Origin of the sequence: Bacillus marasmi (assembly GCF_902168435.1) — a bacterium.
Taxonomy (GTDB): Bacteria; Bacillota; Bacilli; order Bacillales; family Cytobacillaceae; genus Bacillus_BU; species Bacillus_BU marasmi.
Genome location: NZ_LR656167.1, coordinates 277,412 through 300,682 on the forward strand (window position 1 = coordinate 277,412; position 23,271 = coordinate 300,682).

Here is a 23,271-nt window from a genome sequence, read left to right on the forward strand (position 1 = left end):
TCCATTTTTCTTGTCCCTTATTCAAATAGAAGGCAGGATATTTCAATATAGATAGGAACTATATGGTAAATTATTAGGTGAGGGGGGAGATGTTTTGAATAAATATCTAAAGATTGGACTTGGAGTTTTGGGTGTCATTGTACTAGGAATAGGATTATTAGTGTTTGATTTTTTATCTGATATGAAACCTGATAAAGATAAAGAAGAGGAAGTAAAAGTTCAAGCAGAACAATATTTAAAAGATAATTTCGAAGGTGGGCGTTTTGAAATTTATGATGTTTGGTACGATAATATGGATGTTAACTCCTTATTTGAATACGCTGCTAAGGTACGAAGTGAGGACAATATTGAGTTTTTAGTTTATTTTAATAATGAAAAAAACAAAATGGAAGATTCATATATAGCTGAAAAGTGGGCGAAAAACTTATATGATATTTTAAATCCATATTTGGAAAAAAACATCAGTGACCTTGAAGAGGTATTTGTGTTATTTGATGATGATGTAGGGAGTATTTACAATCTTGATTATAAAAATTCAGGGGAATATAAGGATTATGATGCTTCTGTAACTATTCATATAACGCTAAGTCGAAACTTAAATGATAGCGATCAGAATCTTTTAGAAGGTGTAACAGACTATTTACAAAGTGAATTAAAAGTTAGACATGCTACTATTCAACTTAATTCTTCTAAAAATCATAAATTAGATCCGTTAATTAGTCAGTATTAAATAAAGAATAATGCTTTCGTTGCCTCTTTCACTAACAGGTGCCAGACTTCAATAAGTGCGAGCCATCTTTAGACAGTTAATGATCCTCCTTTATCGGGCGCATTTCCATGGTATGGATCTGCGCTTTTTTACATAAAGCTGAATTCAATGAAATTATTGATAATGTTATAGAGATTGGAATTCCCTACTATGCCAAGATTAGCGACTGGAATTATATTTCACTTAAACAGAAGGTTAGTACAATAAAGGGTCCAAGGTTATAATTGAGGATGCAGCTATATTAAGAAATTGTATGAAAAAGGATGCGTGTCATGCCGATTAATTCTTTTGAAAACTATCCGATGAGCTGGAAGCCATCGATCGATAAAACTGAAAAGCCTATTTATAAAACACTCGCATGGCAATTGGAACATGATATATTAAACGAAGTTTTATTACCTGGAACAAAACTTCCTCCGCAGCGAGAACTGGCTGATTATTTGGATTTAAATTTAAGTACCATTTCAAAAGCTTTTAAAGTTTGTGAGTTAAAGGGCTTACTAAGTGCATCTGTTGGAAGTGGTACATTTGTATCGTATGATGCGTTATCGAATTCATATTTACTGGAAGATACAAAGCCGAAGCATTTAATTGAAATGGGAGCAACACTACCTGATAATGCTTCTTACGAGCCACTGCTACTCCAACTAAAAAGTATGCTGCAAGAGACAGATTATGAAAAATGGTTTGGTTATGGTCGGGCAGGAGAAAGCCTTTGGCAAAAGGATGCAGCTATAAGGCTAATTCGAAGAGGTGGGTTTGAAACAACCGTTGATCACATATTATTTGCAAATGGGGGTCAAAATGCGATTGCTGCTACACTAGCAAGTCTTTGTAAGTCTGGAGAACGAATTGGTGTTGACCAGCATACGTACCCTGGTTTAAAAACTGTTGCAGCGATGCTTAATGTGCAAATAGTACCAATAAAGTCAGAGAACTATGAAATGAGTCCAACGTCCTTTGAATATGCGTGTAAAAATGAAAATATTAAAGGCATTTACTTAATTCCAGATTATCACAATCCGACTGCTTCCTTTATGTCGGTCGAGAATCGAAAAATGATTGCTGCAATTGCCAAAAAGTATAATCAGTTCATTATTGAAGATGGATCTTACCATCTTCTCAACAAAAAACCACTGCCAGCAGTCGCTTCATTTGCACCGGAACAGGTTATCTATATAGCAAGCTTATCTAAATCATTAGCACCAGGCTTACGACTAGCTTATGTAGCAGTACCGAGTCAATTCAAAGAGCCAATTTCAAAGGCACTTTATAACTTAAATATAACAGTACCCCCGTTATTAGCAGAACTGACAGCACGTACGATAGTATCGAATCAATTTGAAGGCCTAATTGAGAGTCATCGGGAACAAACCATTCGCAGAAACCAAGTCGTAAATCGATATTTGGGTGACTATATGTGTCTAGGTGTTGAAACAGGCATCTTTCGTTGGTTGCTATTACCAGGCAAGATTTCAGGTGCTGAATTTGAAACGATAGCTGCACAAGAGGGCGTACAAGTCTATGCGGCTGAACGTTTTGTAGTTGGAAATAGTTGTCCAGAAAGGGCTGTAAGGGTTGCTGTCTGTGCACCAGAAACGCTCGAAGAACTTGAGCAAGGATTGAGCATCCTTAAACGTTTACTAAATGATCTTACCTAATATTGTTCGCCATACAATTATAATATTGTATGGCTCTTTTGTGCGTGTTATGATGATTCAAATCTAGTTGAAGGTTTATAAGAAATAGGATTAGGTTTCTAGAAAGGTAGGTGTTAGGTAATGTTACAAAAAGATAGTGGAGAAGCATTGACCGTTCAATCAGCTTGGTTACAAAGCTACATTAATTCTTCAGAAAAACAACAGCAATTATATAAAAGAACATTAATTGTTGTTGTCATATCCCAAATTTTTGGAGGAGCAGGACTGGCAGCCGGAATAACAGTGGGGGCACTTCTAGCCCAAGACATGTTAGGCACAGATAGTGTAACAGGAATTCCGACGGCGTTATTTACTTTAGGTTCAGCAGGGGCTGCACTATTTGTGGGACGGCTTTCACAGCGTTTTGGACGTCGTTCTGGACTTGCGGCTGGATTTTTGGCCGGAGGTATCGGTGCTATTGGAGTAGTCACTTCAGCATTAACAAATAGCATTTTATTTTTATGTGTTTCACTGCTTATCTATGGGGCTGGATCAGCTACAAATTTACAAGCACGTTATGCAGGAACTGACTTGGCAAACCGGGCACAAAGAGCAAAGGCTATTAGTATCGCCATGGTATCCACCACATTCGGTGCTGTTGCAGGGCCAAACCTGGTTGATGTTATGGGGGAGTTTGCGGTATTAGTAGGAATTCCTACTTTAGCTGGTCCATTTATATTAGCTGCTGCAGCTTATATACTTGCTGGTTTGGTTCTCTTAATTTTCCTTCGTCCCGATCCCTTTATTGTTGCAAAAGCAATATCAGATGCTGGAAGAACAACCAGTAATTCACTTTTAGAGGAAAATTCTAATTTATTATCGATAAACAGGAGAGGTATTTTTGCAGGAGCTACAGTAATGGTTCTAACTCAATTTGTGATGACGGCAATTATGACTATGACACCCATACATATGGGACATCATGGGCATGGTTTGAAAGAAGTAGGTCTAGTAATTGGATTTCACATAGGTGCTATGTTCTTGCCTTCTTTAGTAACTGGTTACCTTGTTGATAAAATTGGCCGTGCTGTTATGGCTACAGCTTCTGCTATTACGTTACTGGTTTCTGGTATTCTAGCTGCAATGGGACCTGCTGATTCGATCGTAGTACTCATTACAGCACTTGCGTTACTTGGACTTGGATGGAATTTTGGTTTAATTAGTGGCACAGCAATTCTAATAGATGCAACTCCATCATCTATAAGGGCTAAGACGCAGGGTTCTGTAGATGTTTTGATTGCTTTGTCAGGAGCATTAGGAGGAGTTTTATCTGGAATGATTGTGTCCGGATCAAGTTATTCAACATTGTCACTTCTTGGAGGAGTTTTATCCTTATTATTGATTCCGGTAATCATCTGGTCTCGTGGAAGAAAAAATAAAACATATCGGAGACGGTGGTGATTTTACTTGAGCAAAGTTCAATTTTCTGAAGAACTAATGAAATATATTCTTAGTATGGACCTGGAGAATTCTGTTGTTCAATTAGCTATTCCTGGAATGGGGCGATTTACTCTTGTCCTCCCAGATGAAGATTCTTTACTGTGGTAAATATACCGAAGTAATTTTTTATCACTTTCACATTTTTTATATTCCATATGCGGGCGCAATCCTCAAGGATTAGCGCTATTTTTATTTTTTCATTTGATGTAGTAATTATTATTTTTGGGATGATTCAAAGCAGCACGTGAGCATAAGATTCGAAAGTTTGTAAATATATCAAATGTTTCAGTTAAAAAAGAAAGTTAAGATAAATTTAAATAGTTGGAGAAGAAAAAAGACCCTATTTGGAATGAAGGAGTGAGAAACGAGTGATGATTAGAAGACTTAATGAAAGTGACCATGATAATTGTTTTAAATTGATTAAAACTATGCCTGCTGAAAATTTATTTATTATTGGTGATATTGAAGCATATGGATATAAACAAGAATTCCAAAAGGTTTGGGGAGAATTTAATGAAATTGGTGAGATTGTTGCTATCTTGTTAAAATTTGAGGAGAACTATATTCCTTTTGCAGCTGGATCATTTAATGCGAATGGGTTTGCTGAAATTATGTCTAATGATCCCAATTTTAAAATGATGTCCGGCTTAAAGGAATTTACAGAACAAATTGAACCCTTCCTGAAGCAACAACTTAAGAAGAAGAGGAAATCCTACTATGCTAAATGCACAAAATTAAATGATAACTTAAAAATCATTGACGTTAACATTGTACAACAAGCACTTCCTAAAGATGCTGATAAGCTAGTTGATTTGATTAATTCAATTCCGGAATTTGATTCTACCCTAACAGTAGAAAGAAAATTTCGTGAGTTAAAGGATGGAACTTCGCGTTCATACTTTATTGAAGAAGATGGAAAAATTGTATCTACAGCATCAACGGCAGCAGAAAATTCTATGTCTGCAATGGTTATAGCGGTTGCCACTCTAGAAAACTATAAGAAAAAGGGCTATGCAACAAAATGTATGCTAAAGCTTTGTAATGATCTGTTACTCGAAGGGAAAGATCTCTGTTTGTTCTATGATAATCCTGAAGCTGGAGCAATATATAAACGAGTGGGATTTGAAGATATAGGATTTTGGATGATGTATACATATAAATAGAGATAAGATAAGTATAATATATTTACATTTTTTATTAAAAGCTGTCATTTGGCGGCTTTTTTTATTAGGCAACTTAATTGTGTTAAATTGATCAATTTTACCAAAACATAGAATGAAAACAAATATTTCCCTATGGTATAATTAGTGTAAATTTACACTAAGGGTGATGTGGTATTACGAGGTATATCTTAAGAAAATTATTATCCTTTCTTTTTAGTTTTAAGTTTCTGTGTTCATTTTTATCCATTTTGATTGTCATAAATAATATTAGGGGGAATGATGATAAAAACTTAATATTATTTTTTACGAGCCCACCATTTTGGATAATTGAAAACCACACTAATAATTTATCGATATTTTATGTTTATTTATTTACTATCTCATTTTGGCTGGTTTTTGGCTTCATTGTTGACTTTATTGTTTTTAAATTTCGGGATAAATATATTAAATAATAGTGGCTTTTATATTATTAAGCTACCTGTTGCTTATCTCCAATAGAGAAGAATAAATAATCATCTGCAATCGGGCGCAATTATCGAGAGATGGTTGCGCCCATTTCATGTTTGATCAATAAAATTGATGAAAGAATTTATGTAATAATTTCCAATTAAATAACCATTATATGGTAAAATAATATAAGCACGAATTTTGAAATAACCATATATAGAGCCGAGAGGCTTTGAATGGGGGAAATAATTTGAAAAGATTACTTATATTTATTCTTCTATTACCTGTATTTGCATATAGTTTTTTTGCAACTTCCTGGACAGGTTCATACATTATGCTTGAGGAAAATTGGAAAAATCACATTGTATTTACTCCAGAGAAAGCTACGGAACCTAAGCAAATTTATGATTTGATAAATTCATATATGCTTTTAAATACGATCCAATGATGAGTATAGTGTGTGTTTTTTCATTTTTAGCGTTAATTGGAAGCTGTTGTTTAACTAGTGGGGGTATAAGTTAAATTTGGATAGTTATTGAAATCTAATTAAGGTCGTGAAAAGATGTGGAGAAGCAGTTTGAAACGGCCCACCGTTTTAGTAGTCATCATCGAAAGGTATTAGTAAAGGACAAAATATGTGGTTGCTTTTACTGTTTGAAAATCTTTAATCCCTCAGAAATTACCGATTGGTGTGATAATGAAAATACAGCATTATGTCCTTATTGTGGAATCGACTCTGTCATTGGTGAGAGTTCGGGATTCACCATCACTGAACAATTTCTAAAAGGAATGCATAAGGAATGGTTTTAGTATGTTGATTCTAGTATGTAGCTTATTCAGCAATCGGGCGCAATTATCGAGAGAGATGATTGCGCCCTTTTCACGTTTGGGCCATTTAACGAAGCAATACCTTTAATGCAAACTAGATCTCTATGTTAAGTTTAGTAGAGATTGTGAGAAATAAATTTGGGGATTGACCTGGAACGCGTTTCATAATTTATATTCAAAACAAATATTAGAAAGCGAGGAGAAAATTTATGTTGGCAATCATTTCACTTTGCTTGTTTATCTATATCCCAGCATATTTTTGTTTAAAGACTTCTGGGCAATCGATGGATGTTAGACCAATTCAATTCATTGAAGATTATTTCATCGTTTCTAATGGAAAAGTAATTAAGAAACTACTTTAGTTCACAGGACAAAATTTGAAAATAGATTTAAAAAGGTGAGAGCATGACCAATATCAAAGATCTTGCAAAAATGGCCGGTGTTTCTGTTGCGACGGTATCTCGTGTATTAAATAATCATCCATATGTAAGTGAAGAAAAGAAAAATTCAGTTTTAGAAGCAATAAGAGTTAGTAATTATCATCAAAATATAAATGCAGTACATTTAAGTAAGGGAAAAACACAGTTGATTGGGGTTGTTCTCCCTTACTCGGATCATCCCTATTTTTCTTTGTTATTAAAAGGAATTGCACAGCAAGCGTTGGAGCATAACTATAAGTTGGTTTTATTTCAGACCGATAAGTATTCCAGTGCGTTATAGAAGATTTGATATTGATTAACAAAAGTGGATGATACTTGGTCATATCAACCTGACTATATAATCGATAAATGCATTTATTTTGAGGATGGCGAAAAAGCTATAAAACAACTAAAAAAAATGGAGATACCGCCAACGGCGTTGTTAGTTACAAGTGATCAAGTTGCAGCAGGAATCGTGGTCAGTTGCCAAAAGCATGGAATATCTATACCCAATCAACTGTCCATTATTGGATTTGATAATGAACCTATTGCAAAAATGATGAACATTACAACGATTGAAATTCCTCTATTGGAAATGGGAAGAAACCTTTTCCTTCAGGCAGTACAAGATGACTTATCTAACAAGGAATTATCTTCTCGATTAATTGAAAGAGAAACGGTTTGATCTGAGAACATCCATCTCAAAATAATTCCTGAAAAGGACATTGACGGACGGTTCAGTATATTGCTATATCGGCGAGCATTACCGAAAGTCACGAAACTTGAGCAAAAAAGAGTTCGAGGAGGCTCTTTAAGTAAGCCCACTCTAATAAAATTGAAGAAGTACAAACGAAAATTAGAGATTTAAAAAGGATTGACAAAATTCTTTTAAATCTTGGCTGTGTTAAACCTGGCTGTTGATTTTCGGTTTATGGAATTCGAGGCGGACATAGAATACCTTATTTCGTTAAAATAGGTTAGATTCTGGGTCAAAGAGGACACATATGCTCTTATTCGGGCTAAAATCAAGTGAAACCACGGTTAAATAGGCAAATAGGGTACTCTGTGTCCGCTAAAAAATCAAAATTTGTTATTTTATTGAAAATAAGGTCTCTGGTGTCCTTAATACAACATGCATGCACAAATATAGGCTTTGATAATCAATGAGTAAATGAAGCTATTTGTTAAAGAGAAACAAATAGCTTCATTAATTGTAAGTTTAGTTTAATAGTATTTTTAGGGCTTTCCTTTTCCAGAAAAATTGATGATAAGTAGATTGAGACAAGAAATTGACTATGAATGCAATTGGATATGCGAGCCATATTCCATTTATCCCAAGTGTTGTAAAATGTGACAAGGAGTATGCTGCTGGAACTTCAATCAGTAAGATACTTGTGATTGTAAAAATTGTTGGCCATAATACAGTACCTGTTGCTCTCATTGTTGCTGAAATTGCCTGAGTGTGACCCAAAATAACATAACTCCAAAATGAGAACATCATAAGGCTTTTGGCGATATGAATTGTTTCAGTGTTGTCTAAAAAGATACTTAAAATAGGGGTTGGGATTAGGTAAAGAATGAGAATGAGAATACCGCCAAGTAGATAATTTAATGTAATAGCTATTTTCGTTATATGTTTAATGTTCGAAATGTTCCCCGACCCCACGGCTTGTGCAACAAATACTGAAATGGCAATTGAAATGCTCATTGCTGGTATTTGAACGTAACTTGCAATTTGATTCACGATTCCATATGCAGCCGTTGCGTCGGAGCCATAATCATTTACAAGGGTTATAACTACGATTTCTGACAACGCTATTGAGACCATACTTATGCTAGTAGGAATGGTTAATTTCAGTAAGGTTTTCAATACAGAGCTTTTCAAGTGAAGATGTTTCAAAATAATAGAGTCTAGTTTGAGCACATGATTTCTTCTGTGTAAGTACCCTAATAGAATTACAAATGTAATGAAATTGGATAATACAGCTGCATATGCAGCACCATTTAATCCGAATTCCGGTAAACCCAACCAACCGAAAATAAGAGTTGGCAACATGGGAATATTTATAATAATACTAATCAGTAAAAAATAAAAAGGTGTTTTTGAATCGCCAACACCTCTCATAAAGGTTGTATAGCACATATATAAGAAGGTAATGGGTAATGTAACAAATAAAATACGTGCATACTCTGCACTTTCAATTAGAATATTCTCTGGTGTCCCCATCCAATTTAGAATATCTTCTGTAAAGAGTCCTCCGATTAGGGAGACAGCAATGGAAATAATCATCGTAAATGCTAAAGTAACACCTACTACTTCCTTCATTTTATTGATATTTCCACTACCGTATGTTTGCCCGACTAGAATAGAGCTTCCAGAACCAATACCGATGACAAAGGATAATAAGAAAAAGAATAGGGGGAAGAAAGCAGAAATAGCTGCTAAAGAATCTACTCCAAGTGTTTGCCCCACGATGATAATTCCAAATACTTGACCTAATGATTGCAATACACTTGCAAAAATGACAGGTATGAGGAAGGCAATCATAGGTTTTGCTAAGACAATCGTTTCATTTAAAGATTTATTCATTTTATAAAGCTCCTAATTATTTCAAATGCTGATAATATAAACCAAATTGAGTATCATACCATAACAGTTTGCTATGTTTACGTTTCGGGATACGTGTTTGTAAACCCCATTCAGGGTACTGTTTAATAATCTGAATTTGATCACCAGTAGCAACAGCAATAAATGATATATAATGATCTTTTGTCATTGGATGATCGCTTGAAATAAACCATTCATTATCAATTTCTGTAATTGATAGCTTTTCTTCGTCTGTTACTTTCCTTGCTGCTAATTGTTCCAATTTTCTCCCACAGCAAGATATGGTTATATTTCCAGTTGCTAATACAATATTATTACATGACGGACAGACAAAATAATTTGAATTTTTCATATTCCCTCCTACAAATTCATTCGATGGTAATTCACCATCTAAAATATTTTCTATATTTACTCCCAATAGGGTAGATAAACTTGGTAATAGAGTGACATCTGGACAGCCATATCCACGCTCCCATTTTGAAATTGTTCGATCAGAAATGTTCATTTGATCTGCTAATTGTTTCTGTGTCAGCCCTTTTTCTTTCCGCAAATTATAAATTAACTCTCCAACTTTACGATTATCCATCATTTTCTCCTCCTGAACTATTTCCATCTTAGGGGTTTATATGGTTAGCAGCAACAAACGTTCCGTAGAGTGTAACTATTTCTCCTTTTGATCATGTTTTTATGACTGTAAACATTGGACTGTTTACAGCTGCTCTTGGTTTCTGAATTCTTGCTTATATAGTTAACTATATGGAAAATAAAAATGAAGATTTTTCAAAAGTTTAGGAAATAGAGCGCATTTCAGTAAGAAATGTGCTCTTTTTAATGTATTGGACCATTTATCAGAGCAATCTACCAATCACATTTGCTAACAATGTATTAATCAGTTCATTTCCTGTTCATTTTTGAGATGTATTCTAAGGATGTCAAAAAAAGTGGAGGAATGTATGATGAATCTTGCAATTAAAGAAATCAAGAAAAATAAAGTTAGATTTTTAATATTAGGTTCAATTGTTTTTCTCGTTAGTTTACTAACTTTTATTATTTCAGGATTAGCAAACGGATTATCACAGGACAATGCTTCGTTAATTAAAGATTTACCAGAAGGACAATTTTACATGAATCCTGAGGCAGAAGAAATTTATAATCTGTCTCGAATTAATAGCAGTTTGCAGGAAGAGTTAGTTAACGACTATAAAGACGCTACCGCATTATCCATTCAAATGGGCTTTTTGAATGATCGGAACGGCAAGCAACAAAGTGTTGTGTTTGTTACTTCAACCGAATCAAATCACTTTAATGATGTCAAAGACGGTGAAATCCTATTAGATCGTTCAATGGAGGATAAAGGGATCAAAGTTGGAGATATTTTAACGAATCCTCAATTTAGGGGTGAGTTTATTGTAAAAGGTTTTGTTGACCAAACGAAATTCAGCCATGCAGCTGTTGCATTTATTAATATTGAGAACTACAAAGAAATTTATAAAGTTAGTGAGATGCAGTTAGTATTTATACCAAAAGAAGATTCTCCCGAGGAGATTACGGGTTTACAATCATTTTCAAAGCAAGAATTTCTCAAAACAATACCAAGCTATAATGCAGAACAGATGACGTTAAATATGATTGTTTGGTTTTTAGTCGTCATTAGTGGAATGTTGTTTGCTATCTTTTTCTATATGATGAATGTTCAAAAGATTGGTTTGTACGGTATTTTAAAAGCAATCGGTTTAAAAACAAGGAGATTATTTACAATGATGTGGACACAATTTATCTTTATTACTATTACTTCACTTGCACTGTCTATTGCATTTAGTCAAGGTTTTAACACGATTGCACCTGAAGGAATGCCTTTTAGTTTAACCATTGAAACAACATTGATACTATCTGGGGTATTCCTCGTAATTGGATTTATTGGCACTTCTATTGCAAGCTTACAAATTAAAAAAATTGAACCATTACAAGCGATTCAACAAGGAGAGATGTAGTATGTCATTATTCACCATTAATAGAGTGAGAAAAACGTTTAACAATGGGGATATTAAGGAGGAAATATTAAAAGGAGTGAATCTTTCTCTTAGAGAAGGTGAAATTACAGCATTAGTGGGTGCATCAGGTTCAGGTAAAAGTACACTGCTTACAATAGCTGCAGGACTTCAATCAGCATCAGATGGTCAAGTACTATTCGAAGAGAAAAATATAAGTGCTATGAATCAGGAGCAAATTCGAGAAATAAGATCGAAAAAATTTGGTTTTATCTTTCAATTTGCATACCTTGTTCCATTTCTCTCAGTACAAGAACAATTAATGTTAATGCTAGATGTTTCTGAAACGGAACTAAAGAAGAGTGAACAGAAAAGAGAAGTTGGTAAAATTCTCCAATTAATTGGAATGGAACATCGAAAACATGCCTATCCATCCTCATTGTCAGGTGGGGAGAAACAAAGAGTTGCCATTGCTCGGGCGATTATTCATAAACCTAAAGTTCTTTTTGCTGATGAACCGACTGCAAGTCTAGATTCCAAAAGGTCAAAAGAGGTAATGGCATTAATACGAAATATAACGCAAACCTTGAACATTACTACCCTAATCGTAACTCATGATGAAGAGATACTTTCATATACCGATCACATCATTAAAATGAGCGATGGTTTAATTTTACAAAATAAAGAGTTAATCTATTAATATTAAGATACAATTTACCACTTCGTTTAAAATTTTTAAATTAAAGCCCGGTAATTCTTCCCTGGGGAATTTTTGATATTCAGTTCGATTGGATAGTAAGGAGGTACCGTAATGACAAATATTCTAGTTGCAGATGACGATAGCAATATTTTAAACCTTGTATCCATTCACTTGTCTGAACTAGGTTATATAGTATTTAAAGCAAAAGATGGATTTGAGGCTCTAGAAATCCTTAATAGAGAAAACTGCCACTTAGCGGTTGTTGATGTAATGATGCCGTTTATGGACGGTTACAAATTAACAAGGGAGATTCGACAGCAGTATAATATCCCGGTCATCCTTTTAACAGCAAAAAACCAAATTGAGGATAAAGAGCAGGGATTTCAGGCGGGTACAGATGATTATTTAGTTAAACCATTTGAACCAAAGGAATTAAGCTTTCGTATAAAAGCATTATTGCGTCGGTATGACAATCAATCAGATGAGACTACGATTCGCATAGGAAGTACAACGATAAATAAAATGAGCTATGAGGTTCAGATTGGGGATAAAACGTTCCTTTTACCTTTGAAAGAATTTGAACTTTTGTATTTTTTAATGGCAAATTCTATGCAAGTTTTCTCTAGATATCACCTAATTGAACAAATTTGGGGGATAGATTATGAAGGGGATGAACGAACTGTAGATGTTCATATAAAAAGGTTAAGAGAACGTTTTACAAAATTAACAGATGACTTTCAAATTAAAACAGTACGAGGAGTTGGATATTTGCTCGAGGCCAAGCGAACATGAAAACACTCTACGTAAAATTCGTTGTCGTTTTCATTGGAATCTTGATTTTGAGCAGCATTCTCGCATTTTTAATATCCAATGCCTACTATCAGCAAGTATTGAAACCGGATAATGATGAAAAAATTACAAAAATTGCGCAATCGGTCTCAACATATATTGACGAGCATCCAAATATCAACTTGGAAGAGTACTTAAATCATATTTCTTCTATTGGATATCAAATGTACTTAATTGATGATTTAGGTGAAGAAGGTTTTTGGGGTGCAGCGTATAGAGATAAAAGGCTGCCTAATTCAACGATTGAGCTTGTGTTAAACGGTAATACTTATCACGGTATTCTAAACTTTCCACGAGAAACGTTTGTAACAGGATTTTTTGCAAACGAGTTGAAGAATACAATAGGTGTTCCATTTACACATAACGAAAAAAACTATGCCCTTTTCATGAGACCAGATATTAAACTTCTTTTTAATGAAATGCATTATTTGTTTGGCTGGTTGCTTGTATTCACCATACTATTGAGCAGCACTATGGTCCTTTTTAGTACGAAATATTTAGTAAAGCCCATTTCAAAATTAACAACAGCCACAAAATCCCTTTCCAATGGTGATTTTAGTGTTGAACTTGATATCACTCGACACGATGAGTTAGGGGAGCTTTCCAATAGCTTTTTACGCATGGCAAGAAAATTAGAGCAAATGGATGATGTGAGGAAGGAGTTCATCTCGAATATCTCTCATGATATTCAGTCACCATTATCGAATATTAAAGGGTATACAAAGCTATTAGAAAATGAATCAATCACTATGGAAGAAAGAGGGCAGTACGTTTCAATTATTCATGATGAAATTAGAAGATTATCTAATTTAACAAAACAATTGTTACTACTTGCATCGTTAGATCGTATCGATAATTTTGTGAAAAAAAAATCATTCAATGTTAGCGAGCAGATAAAAGAATTGGTACGAAATTCTCAGTGGCTAGTTAGTGAAAAAGGAATTATGCTTAGTTACTCTTTACCTGATGCCAATATAATCGGTGACCCATCTTTACTCAACACCGTTTGGGATAACTTGCTAACAAATGCCATTAAATATAATAAGCCTGATGGAAGTATTGAGATATCATTGGAAGAAAAAGAAGAATCGATCATCGTTCGTTTTAAAGATACAGGAATAGGATTAAATCATGCAGAAATTGACCGAGTTTTTGACCGCTTTTATCGTGCAGATACTTCACGTGCACGTACAATTGAGGGAACAGGACTGGGGTTATCAATTGTTTGGACGATAATCAAATTGCATGGAGGGCATATACAGGTGGAAAGTATAGAAAATGTAGGGTCAACCTTTGTTGTAGAGCTGCCAATTAATTTATAAACAATATTAAGTCATACATTGATGATTGAATGACCAATCTTCACTGTATGGCTTTTTTTGTAAACGATTATTCATTCTCTGTTCATATTGATGGAGTAAGTTATAGACATAGATTAGAAATGTATTTATAAAAAAGGGTGATTTTATTTTGAGTAGTTATAGTCTGACACTATTACGATTTGCTAGTATTTTTGGGCTGATAGGAGCTTTATTGGGCGCACATATGGCTGGTGCAGGTTCGTATGCATTTCGCCCAATTCATGCACATATTCTAGTGGTTGGCTGGTTAAGTCTATTTGCATGGGCAGTATACTATAAGGTTTTTCAGACATCACAGACTGTTTTGGCAAAAGTACAGGTTTGGAGTGCCATTATAGGTACGGTAGGTCTAACATTCGGTATGTGGTTAAACATCGTTAAGCCATTTAATCTTCCAGAAGCTTTTACACTGATCATTTATATTGGTGGAGGGGTGACATTACTTCTAAGCTATATTAGCTTTTGCTTCATTACATTGTTTTACAGAGAACAAAGATAGATTTATCAATTCGCATTATATAGAATTGGTTAGAACGTATATATGTAGTGGCTAATTCAATAAAAAGAATCTCAAGATGATTATTAATCAAGTAAATAGAAATTAAGATGTCTCTGAAAAGGGAAGCCTTTTTATGAAACAAACGGGCGCTTAACGGCAGCAGTTAAGCGCTTATTTTCATTTTTGGCCATATAATGGAGGGAGAAGGAAAAACCACATTAATTATAGAAATAACATAATAACGACGTAATTAAGAGGAGAGGACCGTCCTGTTATTTGCAAAAACGATAGAACTATTTGTGAATCTTTGCCAGTATGAATTTGACAACGTCTATTACGACTTGCACAACGATTATGACTGTCAAAGTATATCATTAAAAGAAACTGTATTAATGATAAACTTTAAACAAGAAATAAATGGGGAAATTATCAACTTAGCATTTACTGATGTTAAAGTAATACAATTTGATTTTTTTAATGTATCAGATTCAAAAAACATAACAATTGATAATGTGTATCGAGGAAAAACTATAATTAATGGTGAGTTAAAAGAATTTTTAGGAGAGAAAGGATACTTCTATTTAGAGTTTTACGAGGGACAAAGGTTAGAATTTTGGGCAAAAAGTGTGAGAATTGAATCAGCTGGTACTGATGAAACGTGAAGACTCTTCAAAATCGGAGGCAATAATGGATAAGAATAACATCATTCATTTCAGTAATAGTAAAAATATGAAAGAAAATAAGAATGAATTATTCAAAAGCATTGTAGATACCAAGGTACATGTAGGTTCAATTGTGACCGATAATGATTTTAAGATTTATAAAAATAATTATTTTGGGTTTGAAATGAAAGTACCTAACAATTGGATCACATTAGAACATGAAGATCTGGTTAGATTTGCTCTCGAGAACTTTAATAGACTAAATATTTCTGATACTGAAAAAAAACAAATGATTGAGGCTATGACTACAGATAGTATTAGTTTATTCAGTGCAACACCATTTCCGAGAGGAAGCAAACAACCATACGGTAGCAATCAAAAGCTTGATAATCCTTCCTTAAATTGTACGGCACAAAAAGTAATTATGCATCCTAATAAAACATCTTTGGATTTTATGGAAGGTATAGTTGAGAATTTAAAAAGTGGTAACATGGGTTTTAAGTATGATGAAGTAAGTGATGTTCATTCTGTAATTATTAGTGGTAAAAGATTTGATTCAATCGAAGGAAAAGCATTTATCAATGCTGGAAGGGATACTGTTCATACCAAATGCTATTCGACTTTAAAGAAAGGATACCAACTTTTAATTATTACATCTTCCATTACCGAGGAGGGTTCTAAGGACCTCGATAAACTGGTTATTAATCTGGTATTATCCTGATATAAGAAAATGAAATTAGAGAAAAAATCCCCATATTGAATGGAGAAAGATGGCCGGCATGAGAGATATGATGATTCATGGTTATTTTTCCATTAATTATCGAATTGTATGGGATGTAGTGCAAAATAAGGTTCCTACACTAAAGCAATGGGTGGTATAAAGCATGCGGAATTTAATGATCGATACAGAATGGAATATAGATGATTCCCCGTACATTCGGCAAAGATTAAGGGAATATAATATAAAGCATCTGTCAGAAAAAGATGTGGACTTTGTTGACGAGGATTTTTGTTTTAAAGTAAAGGATGAAGTAGGTAATATCCTTGGTGGTGTTTCGGGAAATACTAAAATGCAAAGTCTATTTATCCAATTTCTTTGGATTGATGAAAGCATTAGAGGGAAAGGTTTTGGCAAGAAACTAATCAGAAGGGTTGAAAATTTCGCAGTGGAGAAAAAATGCCGATTTATCAAGGTAGATACGTTTAGTTTTCAAGCCCCTGACTTTTATCAAAGCTTAGGTTTTGAGATATATGGCAAAGTAGAAGATTTCCCCGAAGGACACAATCATTATTTTTTAATTAAAAAATTATCATAGTTTTGTTTGATTGTTCAATAAAGATAAATAGTATTTTCTTCAGGTTTCGTTCTACCACAAAACGGGCGCGAAAATAAAGCAAAAATGGATTGTAAATTACATAGCAGTCCATTTTTTTATTAGTAAAAACGATAAAAAAGAACAAACGCCAAACTCATGATAGATAAGGGATTGGCGTTTTTGCTAACCCTTATACATTAAAACCCCTATAAAGAAGAGTTTACAGTGAATAGAGTATGACTATTATTGAAAAGTGAAACAGGTGTGTGTTACTCAATTTTAACTTTTATACTATCAGTGGCGTTATAACCATAACCTTTTTTGTTCCACATCGGCTCTAATGGTTGGACATTGCCTATAGAATCAGTCGCTTTGGAAAGTATGGTATATTCGCCTTTTTGTAGTGCCTCCCATTTATAAATCCAACATACCCAAGCATATTTTTCGGAAGATGAAGTTAATTGACATGTATCCCAAGATTGGCCTCCATCAAAACTAATTTCCACTTCTGCTATATGACCTTTACCTGTCCAAGCAATTCCATTAATATCATACACCCCTGAAGGCAATAATTGCCTATCTAAAGGATATTTTATAGTTGAGTTAACATTGATAGTCGTAACTGGGAATTTTTCACTATCGTTCACTTTGTTCGGATAGTAAACGTAATCAACAGCTTGAAATGGTCCTTTAAATTCCTTATCAATCACAATAATTTTTTTAACCCATTTTACAGATGCCATTGCATACCATCCAGGAACAATTAATCTAAGCGGAAAACCATGCTTGAAGGGGATGGGTTGATTATTATATTCATAAGCAATAATGGTATCTGGATCAAGGGCTTTTTCTATGGGTAAGCTCCTTGAAAAACTAAATAGTTGGTTAGAATCAGGTCTTTCTCCATAATCATGCCCCTCAAAAACAATTTCTTTGGCCGTATCAAGTAATCCTGTGTTCTCCAATAAGGATCTTAAAGGTACACCTTTCCAAATCCCTTGGCTTATAGCACCTTTTCCCCATTGCTCTCCATAGACTTTTGGTTTAAATAACTCACGCTTATCACCAGAACATTCTAAAACCACTTTTATCGTTTTAGATGGAAATGAGTAAATTTCCTGCAAGGAAAAGGCTTTTGGATTATGCACGAGCCCCTCAATTGGAAGAAAATAAAAGGAAGACGCAAAGCTGGGATAAGGAAAATGATTTCTTCGATAAAACAGTCCTTTACTAACAATATCGCCATAAATAAAATGTATAGGTGTTTCCTGATTTTCAGGAATTAAATTCTTTGTAATCAGATAGGGTCTTACTTTAGGTTGTTGAGAATTACTCATATATACCACCTCGTTTACTTTTAGTTGCTAATTAATGCATATGTAGTTTATGAGTAATCATTCAAGGATTATTTCATTTTACTGTTTGTATCCTGATTGTTGAGGGTTTTACTTAATAGAGCTTAAGCATTATCGTTTTAGGATTGTGTGTAGTTATGCTTTAAAACAAAAAGAAAATATCATTATTTAATAATATGTAATTATATCGTTATGCCTTTTCATTCTGTTAAATTTTCTCATTTTTTTCTAATTGGTCTTATTATCTTAACAATATCTTTCGTTCCAATTATTGTGCAACAAGAACTTAGTTATATTGAATCAATCTTACTATTTAATTTATTATTTTCTATTATCAATGCCACTCTTGAAGAACTGATATGGAGAGGTCTTATGTTATCAAGTTTGAAAGAGTTCGTTTCCAATAGAAGTGCCGTTATCATTACAAGTATCGGTTTTGGTTTACTTCATCTTACTGTAGGAATACCATTCATTTTTAGTTTACTGTTTTCTATTGGCGGATTGTTTTATGCTTTTGTTGTAATGAAAACCAATAGTATATACCCTGCGATAATCTTTCATTTTGTTATAAATGTTGGGATGGTTTTAAGTGGATTGATACTATGATTTTATTTAAACACTCGGGCGCAAAAGTTTAACAAAAAGGACTGTTTTCGCAGTCCTTTATTCTTTGCTTATAATTATTAAAAGTAAGCTTGCTTTTTAGTTATTCTAAAGGGTTAATGTGAATCTCCAGCCATTTTATTCTTTATTTCGATTGGTAGTTTTGTGTTTTATACCTTTACTATCATATGTGACCCATTCATCAACAGGTTCTCCCATATCAAAATATCCTGAACGCTTGATTGTTCCATCGGGACGATACCATTCCCAATAGCCGTCTGGCTGATCTTCAATCATTTTTCCCTTGGACCATATTGTTTTTCCGTTTGCGTGATACTTAATCGTGTATCCATCAATCACATTTAGTTTTTTTTCCTTTACACCATTTGGGTGTATCAAATCACATTTTTCTTTTTCCACGACTTACCTCCAATGTTCAGTTTTTTTTATTTTATCCTACTTCTATATTAAAACTGAATGATTAAAGTTCAGTGTTGATTTTCATGTAGGTATGAGTATCTAAATAGGCGGAGAATTTCCCGTTATTGTATGTAAGGGTGGCAAATTGAGCTGAAATAAGGGGAGAATTTCCACTTAATGACTCCCAAAAACACAAAATCCAGAGATTTTTATGAAATAAGCGGAAAAACTCCTGTTATTTTTATAGAAATATAGGTATTTCTCAAAATAAGCGGAATTCTTACGCTTATTTTCAAACACAAGGAAATCAACATTCTGGTTAACAGACCCACATGCGAAAAATTAGCGCAAGTTAGAATTTCGCACGCAAATATATATTTACGAACATTCATAAACCCCCCTTCAAATAGCTCTAAATATTCCTGGTACCCTAAAAAGATACCTACAATAATCTATATCTCAAAAACATATTTTTAAGAAGATGCCATTCCTATCAAGGATTGCATACTCATCTATATCTAGCTAGTTGAATATCTTATTGATAAATCCACTTTAGGGGGAATCGGGTGTGGGATACTATGTTTCTGTAGAATCTGGCATAAAATTATTTGTAGAAGATATAAATCCCAAGGCTAGGAAGACAATCGTATTTTTACATGGTTGGCCGTTAAGCCATAAACAGTTTGAGTATCAATTTAATGTTCTTCCGGCAATGGGATATCGCTGTATCGGAATTGACTGGAGAGGATTCGGAAAATCCGATAAGCCAGTGAGTGGTTACGATTATAATCGACTGGCAGATGATATCCGTACAGTAGTTGGAGTACTTCAATTGGACAATTTCACGCTTATTGGTCATTCTACAGGTGGAGCAATTGCAATACGGTACATGTCCCGATATAAAGGTGGCGGAGTATCCAACCTTGTCCTCCTAGACGCCGCAGCTCCTATAGGTTTCACTTCAGAAACTGCGAATAGACTTCTTACTCTATCATTAAATGACCGACCTAAAATGATGCAAGAAGTATCAGACACCTTTTTCTTTCAATATATAACTCCCTCATTCTCTGAATGGTTTAATCAATTAGGGTTTCAAGCAGCAGGTTGGTCAACAGCGGCCATCATCATGACGCTAAGAGATGAGAAGCTTTATTCCGATTTGCCAAAAATTGCTGTCCCTACACTAATCGTTCACGGCGTCCACGACAAAGTGATTCCATTTCAACAGGCACAGGAACTAAATCAAAAAATAAGCAATTCACAGCTTGTTCCGTTTCAATACAGCGGTCATGGTGCTTTCTGGGAAGAACGTGATAAGTTTAACCAGCTATTAAAGCAATTCATTGGGTAGGGCGTGCGTTCCCATGATGATTGAATCATACACGGTAGCATGTTAGAATTAATCTAATACAAATCGAAAGGAATGATGGGTGGACAATGGATAACTAACCTAACTTTTTTACAATTTGAAATAAAAAATTTCAGATAAAAAAACTTAGGATTAGTCTGCCCATTTTTCTATATACGACATAAGTATGCTAACGAGCCGAAAGGCGAAAATAGCTTATTTAAGTATGAAAAAATGCAAAAAAACTAATCCTTCCAAAAATAATTTGGGGGATTTTTATTTTCCCCTGAAACAGAAGGGTTGATTTTTATGATGGAAATATTGCAGTTACAAAATATAAAAGTTGAAATTCAAGATATTACTATTTTTAAAAAAATAAACACGAATGTGCAAAAAGGGGATATTATCGGAATCATAGGTAAAAATGGCGCTGGTAAATCAACGTTGTTGCAATTACTGAATGGTGACCGCTTGCCAACAGAGGGACAAATTAAGTATGTGGAGAATGATCTTGGCACGACAATGGTTGAACAAGAAGCAGAATCCTATTCTTTTAATGAAGTTACACCAGAAGAAGAAGCGTTATTAAGGAAGTGGAAGGTTCCATCCCGTAACTTTGCGAAGTTAAGTGGTGGAGAAAAGGTCAAGGCCCGTCTTGCAAAAGGTTTGGCCAAAGACGTAGACATTTTATTGTTGGATGAACCAACGAATCATTTGGATGAACAAAGTTCAGATTTTCTGATACAGCAGCTTAAAAGTTATCAAGGTACGATTATTCTTGTATCACATGATCGATATTTCCTTGATAAAGTGGTCACGAAAATATGGTCGATTGAGGATCAAACGCTTATTAGTCATAGTGGCAATTACACCAGCTATATGGAATTTCGCGAACGAATAAGACTGACACAAAAGCGTGAATTTGAGAAACAACAAAAGATGATTGAACGTATTGAAGGTCAAATGAACCAGCTAACATCATGGTCAAAGTCAGCACACGCGCAATCAACAAAAAAGGAAGGCTTTAAGGAATATTATCGAGTTAAAGCTAAACGGATGGATTCACAGGTTAAATCAAAACAAAAACGTCTCGAAAAGGAACTTGAGAAAATGAAGGTTGAGGCGCTTAAGGCTGAGGACGTGGTGAATTTCACCATAAAATCAAATCACAAAGTAGGGAAGCGATTCTTAGAAGTTAAAAATCTAGAAAAGTCCTTTGAAGAGCAAATCCTTCTTAAAGGTGCTAATTTTACGATTCAGCATGGGGAAAAGATTGCTGTGACAGGGCCAAATGGATGTGGGAAAACGACATTTTTTAATATTATTACTGGGAAAGAAACAGCAACGAAAGGTGATATCTGGATTTCACCATCAGCAAATATTGGCTACTTGACTCAAGAAGTATTTGATTTGCCTCTTCATCAAACTCCTGAAAAGATATTTGATAAAGAGTCATTTAAAGAGCGTGGGCACGTACGAAATTTGATGAAACATTTAGGATTCCAAGATTTTCAGTGGACGGAACCAATTGGGAATATGAGTATGGGTGAGCGTGTGAAGTGTAAGTTAATGAAATATATATTGGAAGAAAGAGATGTACTCATTCTCGACGAACCAACAAACCATCTAGACTTACCCTCAAGAGAGCAACTTGAAGAAACATTGGCACAATATAATGGCACCCTACTGGTTGTGTCACACGATCGTTATTTTCTAGAAAAAACAACAAAGGCTAAACTTGTTTTTTTAGATCAAACGATTTATAAGAGATTAGAGGTAATGGAAACAACATTGAAACAGGATGATATAGAGGCGCTGCGCTTAACCCTTGAAACAGAACGACAAGAAGTTTTAGGAAAGCTTAGCTTTATGACTCCAAATCATAAAGAATATGAGGCGCTTGATATAAGGTTTAAGGAACTTACAAAATTAATAATGGAGCTTCAATGAGTGGCTGTAAAATCTTGAGCTTCACAAGGTTTTACTTATGAAAGTTAATTGAATTAATTTGCCGATGTATCATTTATTATTCAATGAATTAATAGAATTTGCTAGTGTATTTGCTTAAGTATTAACTACTTTATTTGTAGAGGAAGCTGTCATTGTCGGCAGCTTTTTCTTGTTGAAAAAATGGATAGTTTAGTGGTTAAAATAAAATCCAACTTTATCAACTATATATTATAAAAATCTATATAAATATACATACTGGTATTGGAGGTGATATATTGAAAAACTCAAAATCATTTTACCTAGCAATACTATTTCTTCCATGGTTAACCTTACCTTTTCTTGGAAGGAATGCATTTAAAAAATTTCTTCCGGCAGCGATATTTATTAGTATATTCACAAAAGCGATAGATATATTTGGAGAAAAGAAAAGATGGTGGCGATTTTATAAAGGGATACCACCTTTTGATAGTATGAATTTTTTTAATCTTGGTCCATACTTTGTCACTAGTCTTTGGATTTTAAAGATGACTTATGGCAAATTTCCAGTATATCTAATTTCTAATATAGTTCTTCACATTTGTTTTATTTACCTAGGAGGTCTAAATTTCGTAAAACGTTTTAAAATATTTACCTTGGTAAAATTAACGAAATTTAAATATTTACTAATAGACTTTTTTAGAGCTTTACTCTTATATAATTTTCAATACATTAACGAGTTAAGAAAAAAACGCTTCTTAATCGAAAAATAATGCAGGCAAGAAAAATAGAAGAGCGTCAAGCCTTTTGGAAAAAAGGTTTGGCGTTTTTCTTAAGTTATAGATCCCAACGACATGAATAGATGAAAAT

24 protein-coding genes and 2 pseudogenes are annotated in these 23,271 nt (G+C 34.1%); 22 read left to right on the forward strand and 4 right to left on the reverse strand.

The features are described from left to right. Positions 1 to 94: 94 nt before the first annotated feature. From FXW34_RS07340 to FXW34_RS07370, 9 genes and pseudogenes are all read left to right on the forward strand, one after another. Positions 95 to 730 carry a hypothetical protein gene (locus tag FXW34_RS07340; RefSeq protein WP_147533306.1) on the forward strand — a complete coding sequence of 212 codons (636 nt, stop codon included), beginning with the start codon at positions 95 to 97 and terminating at the stop codon, positions 728 to 730. Positions 731 to 1,041: 311 nt separating this feature from the next. Further along, the gene (locus FXW34_RS07345) at positions 1,042 to 2,430 is read left to right on the forward strand and encodes an aminotransferase-like domain-containing protein (RefSeq protein WP_147533307.1); all 1,389 of its coding nucleotides are present in this window, start codon (positions 1,042 to 1,044) and stop codon (positions 2,428 to 2,430) included. Between the two features lie 120 nt (positions 2,431 to 2,550). Then, entirely contained in the window at positions 2,551 to 3,870 is a 1,320-nt protein-coding gene (locus FXW34_RS07350) for an MFS transporter (protein WP_147533308.1), read from the forward strand. Between the two features lie 6 nt (positions 3,871 to 3,876). After that, the gene (locus FXW34_RS22850) at positions 3,877 to 4,017 is read left to right on the forward strand and encodes a hypothetical protein (protein ID WP_187118870.1); all 141 of its coding nucleotides are present in this window, start codon (positions 3,877 to 3,879) and stop codon (positions 4,015 to 4,017) included. Positions 4,018 to 4,280: 263 nt separating this feature from the next. Further along, complete coding sequence (locus tag FXW34_RS07355; protein WP_147533374.1) at positions 4,281 to 5,072, forward strand: GNAT family N-acetyltransferase; 792 nt, start codon at positions 4,281 to 4,283, stop codon at positions 5,070 to 5,072. A 697-nt stretch (positions 5,073 to 5,769) separates the two neighbouring features. Then, positions 5,770 to 6,041, forward strand: a pseudogene (locus FXW34_RS23675) (DUF4306 domain-containing protein). A gap of 42 nt (positions 6,042 to 6,083) precedes the next feature. Beyond that, positions 6,084 to 6,329, forward strand: a complete 246-nt coding sequence (locus FXW34_RS07365) for a cytoplasmic protein (protein ID WP_147533310.1) — start codon at positions 6,084 to 6,086, stop codon at positions 6,327 to 6,329. A 227-nt stretch (positions 6,330 to 6,556) separates the two neighbouring features. Beyond that, positions 6,557 to 6,709, forward strand: a complete 153-nt coding sequence (locus tag FXW34_RS22855) for a hypothetical protein (protein WP_187118872.1) — start codon at positions 6,557 to 6,559, stop codon at positions 6,707 to 6,709. 43 nt (positions 6,710 to 6,752) lie between these two features. After that, positions 6,753 to 7,451: pseudogene (locus FXW34_RS07370) on the forward strand (LacI family DNA-binding transcriptional regulator). Positions 7,452 to 7,985: 534 nt separating this feature from the next. Here the strand turns inward: FXW34_RS07370 and FXW34_RS07375 are convergent. Beyond that, positions 7,986 to 9,356, reverse strand: coding sequence for an MATE family efflux transporter (locus FXW34_RS07375; RefSeq protein WP_187118873.1), 1,371 nt, complete (start codon positions 9,354 to 9,356; stop codon positions 7,986 to 7,988). Between the two features lie 16 nt (positions 9,357 to 9,372). Beyond that, a complete protein-coding gene (locus FXW34_RS07380; protein WP_147533311.1) occupies positions 9,373 to 9,960 on the reverse strand; it encodes a helix-turn-helix domain-containing protein in 588 nt (195 codons plus the stop codon). Between the two features lie 370 nt (positions 9,961 to 10,330). Here FXW34_RS07380 and FXW34_RS07385 point away from each other — a divergent pair, with 370 nt between their 5' ends. From FXW34_RS07385 to FXW34_RS07425, 9 genes are all read left to right on the forward strand, one after another. After that, positions 10,331 to 11,365: an ABC transporter permease gene (locus FXW34_RS07385; RefSeq protein ID WP_147533312.1), complete on the forward strand. Its 1,035-nt coding sequence runs from the start codon at positions 10,331 to 10,333 to the stop codon at positions 11,363 to 11,365. 1 nt (position 11,366) lies between these two features. Further along, positions 11,367 to 12,062, forward strand: a complete 696-nt coding sequence (locus tag FXW34_RS07390; RefSeq protein ID WP_147533313.1) for an ABC transporter ATP-binding protein — start codon at positions 11,367 to 11,369, stop codon at positions 12,060 to 12,062. Positions 12,063 to 12,173: 111 nt separating this feature from the next. Continuing rightward, positions 12,174 to 12,854 carry a response regulator transcription factor gene (locus FXW34_RS07395; protein ID WP_147533314.1) on the forward strand — a complete coding sequence of 227 codons (681 nt, stop codon included), beginning with the start codon at positions 12,174 to 12,176 and terminating at the stop codon, positions 12,852 to 12,854. Continuing rightward, complete coding sequence (locus FXW34_RS07400; RefSeq protein WP_147533315.1) at positions 12,851 to 14,233, forward strand: HAMP domain-containing sensor histidine kinase; 1,383 nt, start codon at positions 12,851 to 12,853, stop codon at positions 14,231 to 14,233. The genes FXW34_RS07395 and FXW34_RS07400 overlap by 4 nt, the downstream gene beginning before the upstream one ends. 148 nt (positions 14,234 to 14,381) lie before the next feature. Beyond that, positions 14,382 to 14,771 carry a hypothetical protein gene (locus FXW34_RS07405; RefSeq protein ID WP_147533316.1) on the forward strand — a complete coding sequence of 130 codons (390 nt, stop codon included), beginning with the start codon at positions 14,382 to 14,384 and terminating at the stop codon, positions 14,769 to 14,771. Positions 14,772 to 15,163: 392 nt separating this feature from the next. After that, complete coding sequence (locus tag FXW34_RS07410) at positions 15,164 to 15,433, forward strand: hypothetical protein (protein ID WP_147533317.1); 270 nt, start codon at positions 15,164 to 15,166, stop codon at positions 15,431 to 15,433. A 25-nt stretch (positions 15,434 to 15,458) separates the two neighbouring features. Continuing rightward, complete coding sequence (locus FXW34_RS07415) at positions 15,459 to 16,154, forward strand: hypothetical protein (protein ID WP_147533318.1); 696 nt, start codon at positions 15,459 to 15,461, stop codon at positions 16,152 to 16,154. Positions 16,155 to 16,188: 34 nt separating this feature from the next. After that, entirely contained in the window at positions 16,189 to 16,314 is a 126-nt protein-coding gene (locus FXW34_RS07420; RefSeq protein WP_281292926.1) for a HepT-like ribonuclease domain-containing protein, read from the forward strand. 15 nt (positions 16,315 to 16,329) lie between these two features. Continuing rightward, the gene (locus FXW34_RS07425) at positions 16,330 to 16,749 is read left to right on the forward strand and encodes a GNAT family N-acetyltransferase (RefSeq protein ID WP_246140916.1); all 420 of its coding nucleotides are present in this window, start codon (positions 16,330 to 16,332) and stop codon (positions 16,747 to 16,749) included. A 269-nt stretch (positions 16,750 to 17,018) separates the two neighbouring features. Here the strand turns inward: FXW34_RS07425 and FXW34_RS07430 are convergent, their stop codons facing one another. Continuing rightward, the gene (locus FXW34_RS07430; protein WP_147533321.1) at positions 17,019 to 18,086 is read right to left on the reverse strand and encodes a sulfite oxidase; all 1,068 of its coding nucleotides are present in this window, start codon (positions 18,084 to 18,086) and stop codon (positions 17,019 to 17,021) included. 210 nt (positions 18,087 to 18,296) lie between these two features. On the opposite strand from FXW34_RS07430, the gene FXW34_RS07435 reads away from it, so the two are divergent. Further along, positions 18,297 to 18,710 (forward strand): CPBP family intramembrane glutamic endopeptidase, encoded by a 414-nt coding sequence (locus FXW34_RS07435; protein ID WP_147533322.1) that lies wholly within the window; start codon positions 18,297 to 18,299, stop codon positions 18,708 to 18,710. A 135-nt stretch (positions 18,711 to 18,845) separates the two neighbouring features. Here the strand turns inward: FXW34_RS07435 and FXW34_RS07440 are convergent, their stop codons facing one another. Next, entirely contained in the window at positions 18,846 to 19,127 is a 282-nt protein-coding gene (locus tag FXW34_RS07440; protein WP_147533323.1) for a toxin-antitoxin system YwqK family antitoxin, read from the reverse strand. A gap of 568 nt (positions 19,128 to 19,695) precedes the next feature. On the opposite strand from FXW34_RS07440, the gene FXW34_RS07445 reads away from it, so the two are divergent. The 3 genes from FXW34_RS07445 to FXW34_RS07455 all read left to right on the forward strand — a co-directional run bounded on the left by FXW34_RS07445 (position 19,696) and on the right by FXW34_RS07455 (position 23,174). Next, positions 19,696 to 20,478, forward strand: a complete 783-nt coding sequence (locus tag FXW34_RS07445) for an alpha/beta fold hydrolase (protein ID WP_147533324.1) — start codon at positions 19,696 to 19,698, stop codon at positions 20,476 to 20,478. 306 nt (positions 20,479 to 20,784) lie between these two features. Next, the gene (abc-f, locus tag FXW34_RS07450) at positions 20,785 to 22,425 is read left to right on the forward strand and encodes a ribosomal protection-like ABC-F family protein (protein WP_147533325.1); all 1,641 of its coding nucleotides are present in this window, start codon (positions 20,785 to 20,787) and stop codon (positions 22,423 to 22,425) included. 275 nt (positions 22,426 to 22,700) lie between these two features. Further along, a complete protein-coding gene (locus tag FXW34_RS07455; protein WP_147533326.1) occupies positions 22,701 to 23,174 on the forward strand; it encodes a hypothetical protein in 474 nt (157 codons plus the stop codon). Positions 23,175 to 23,271 lie beyond the last annotated feature (97 nt).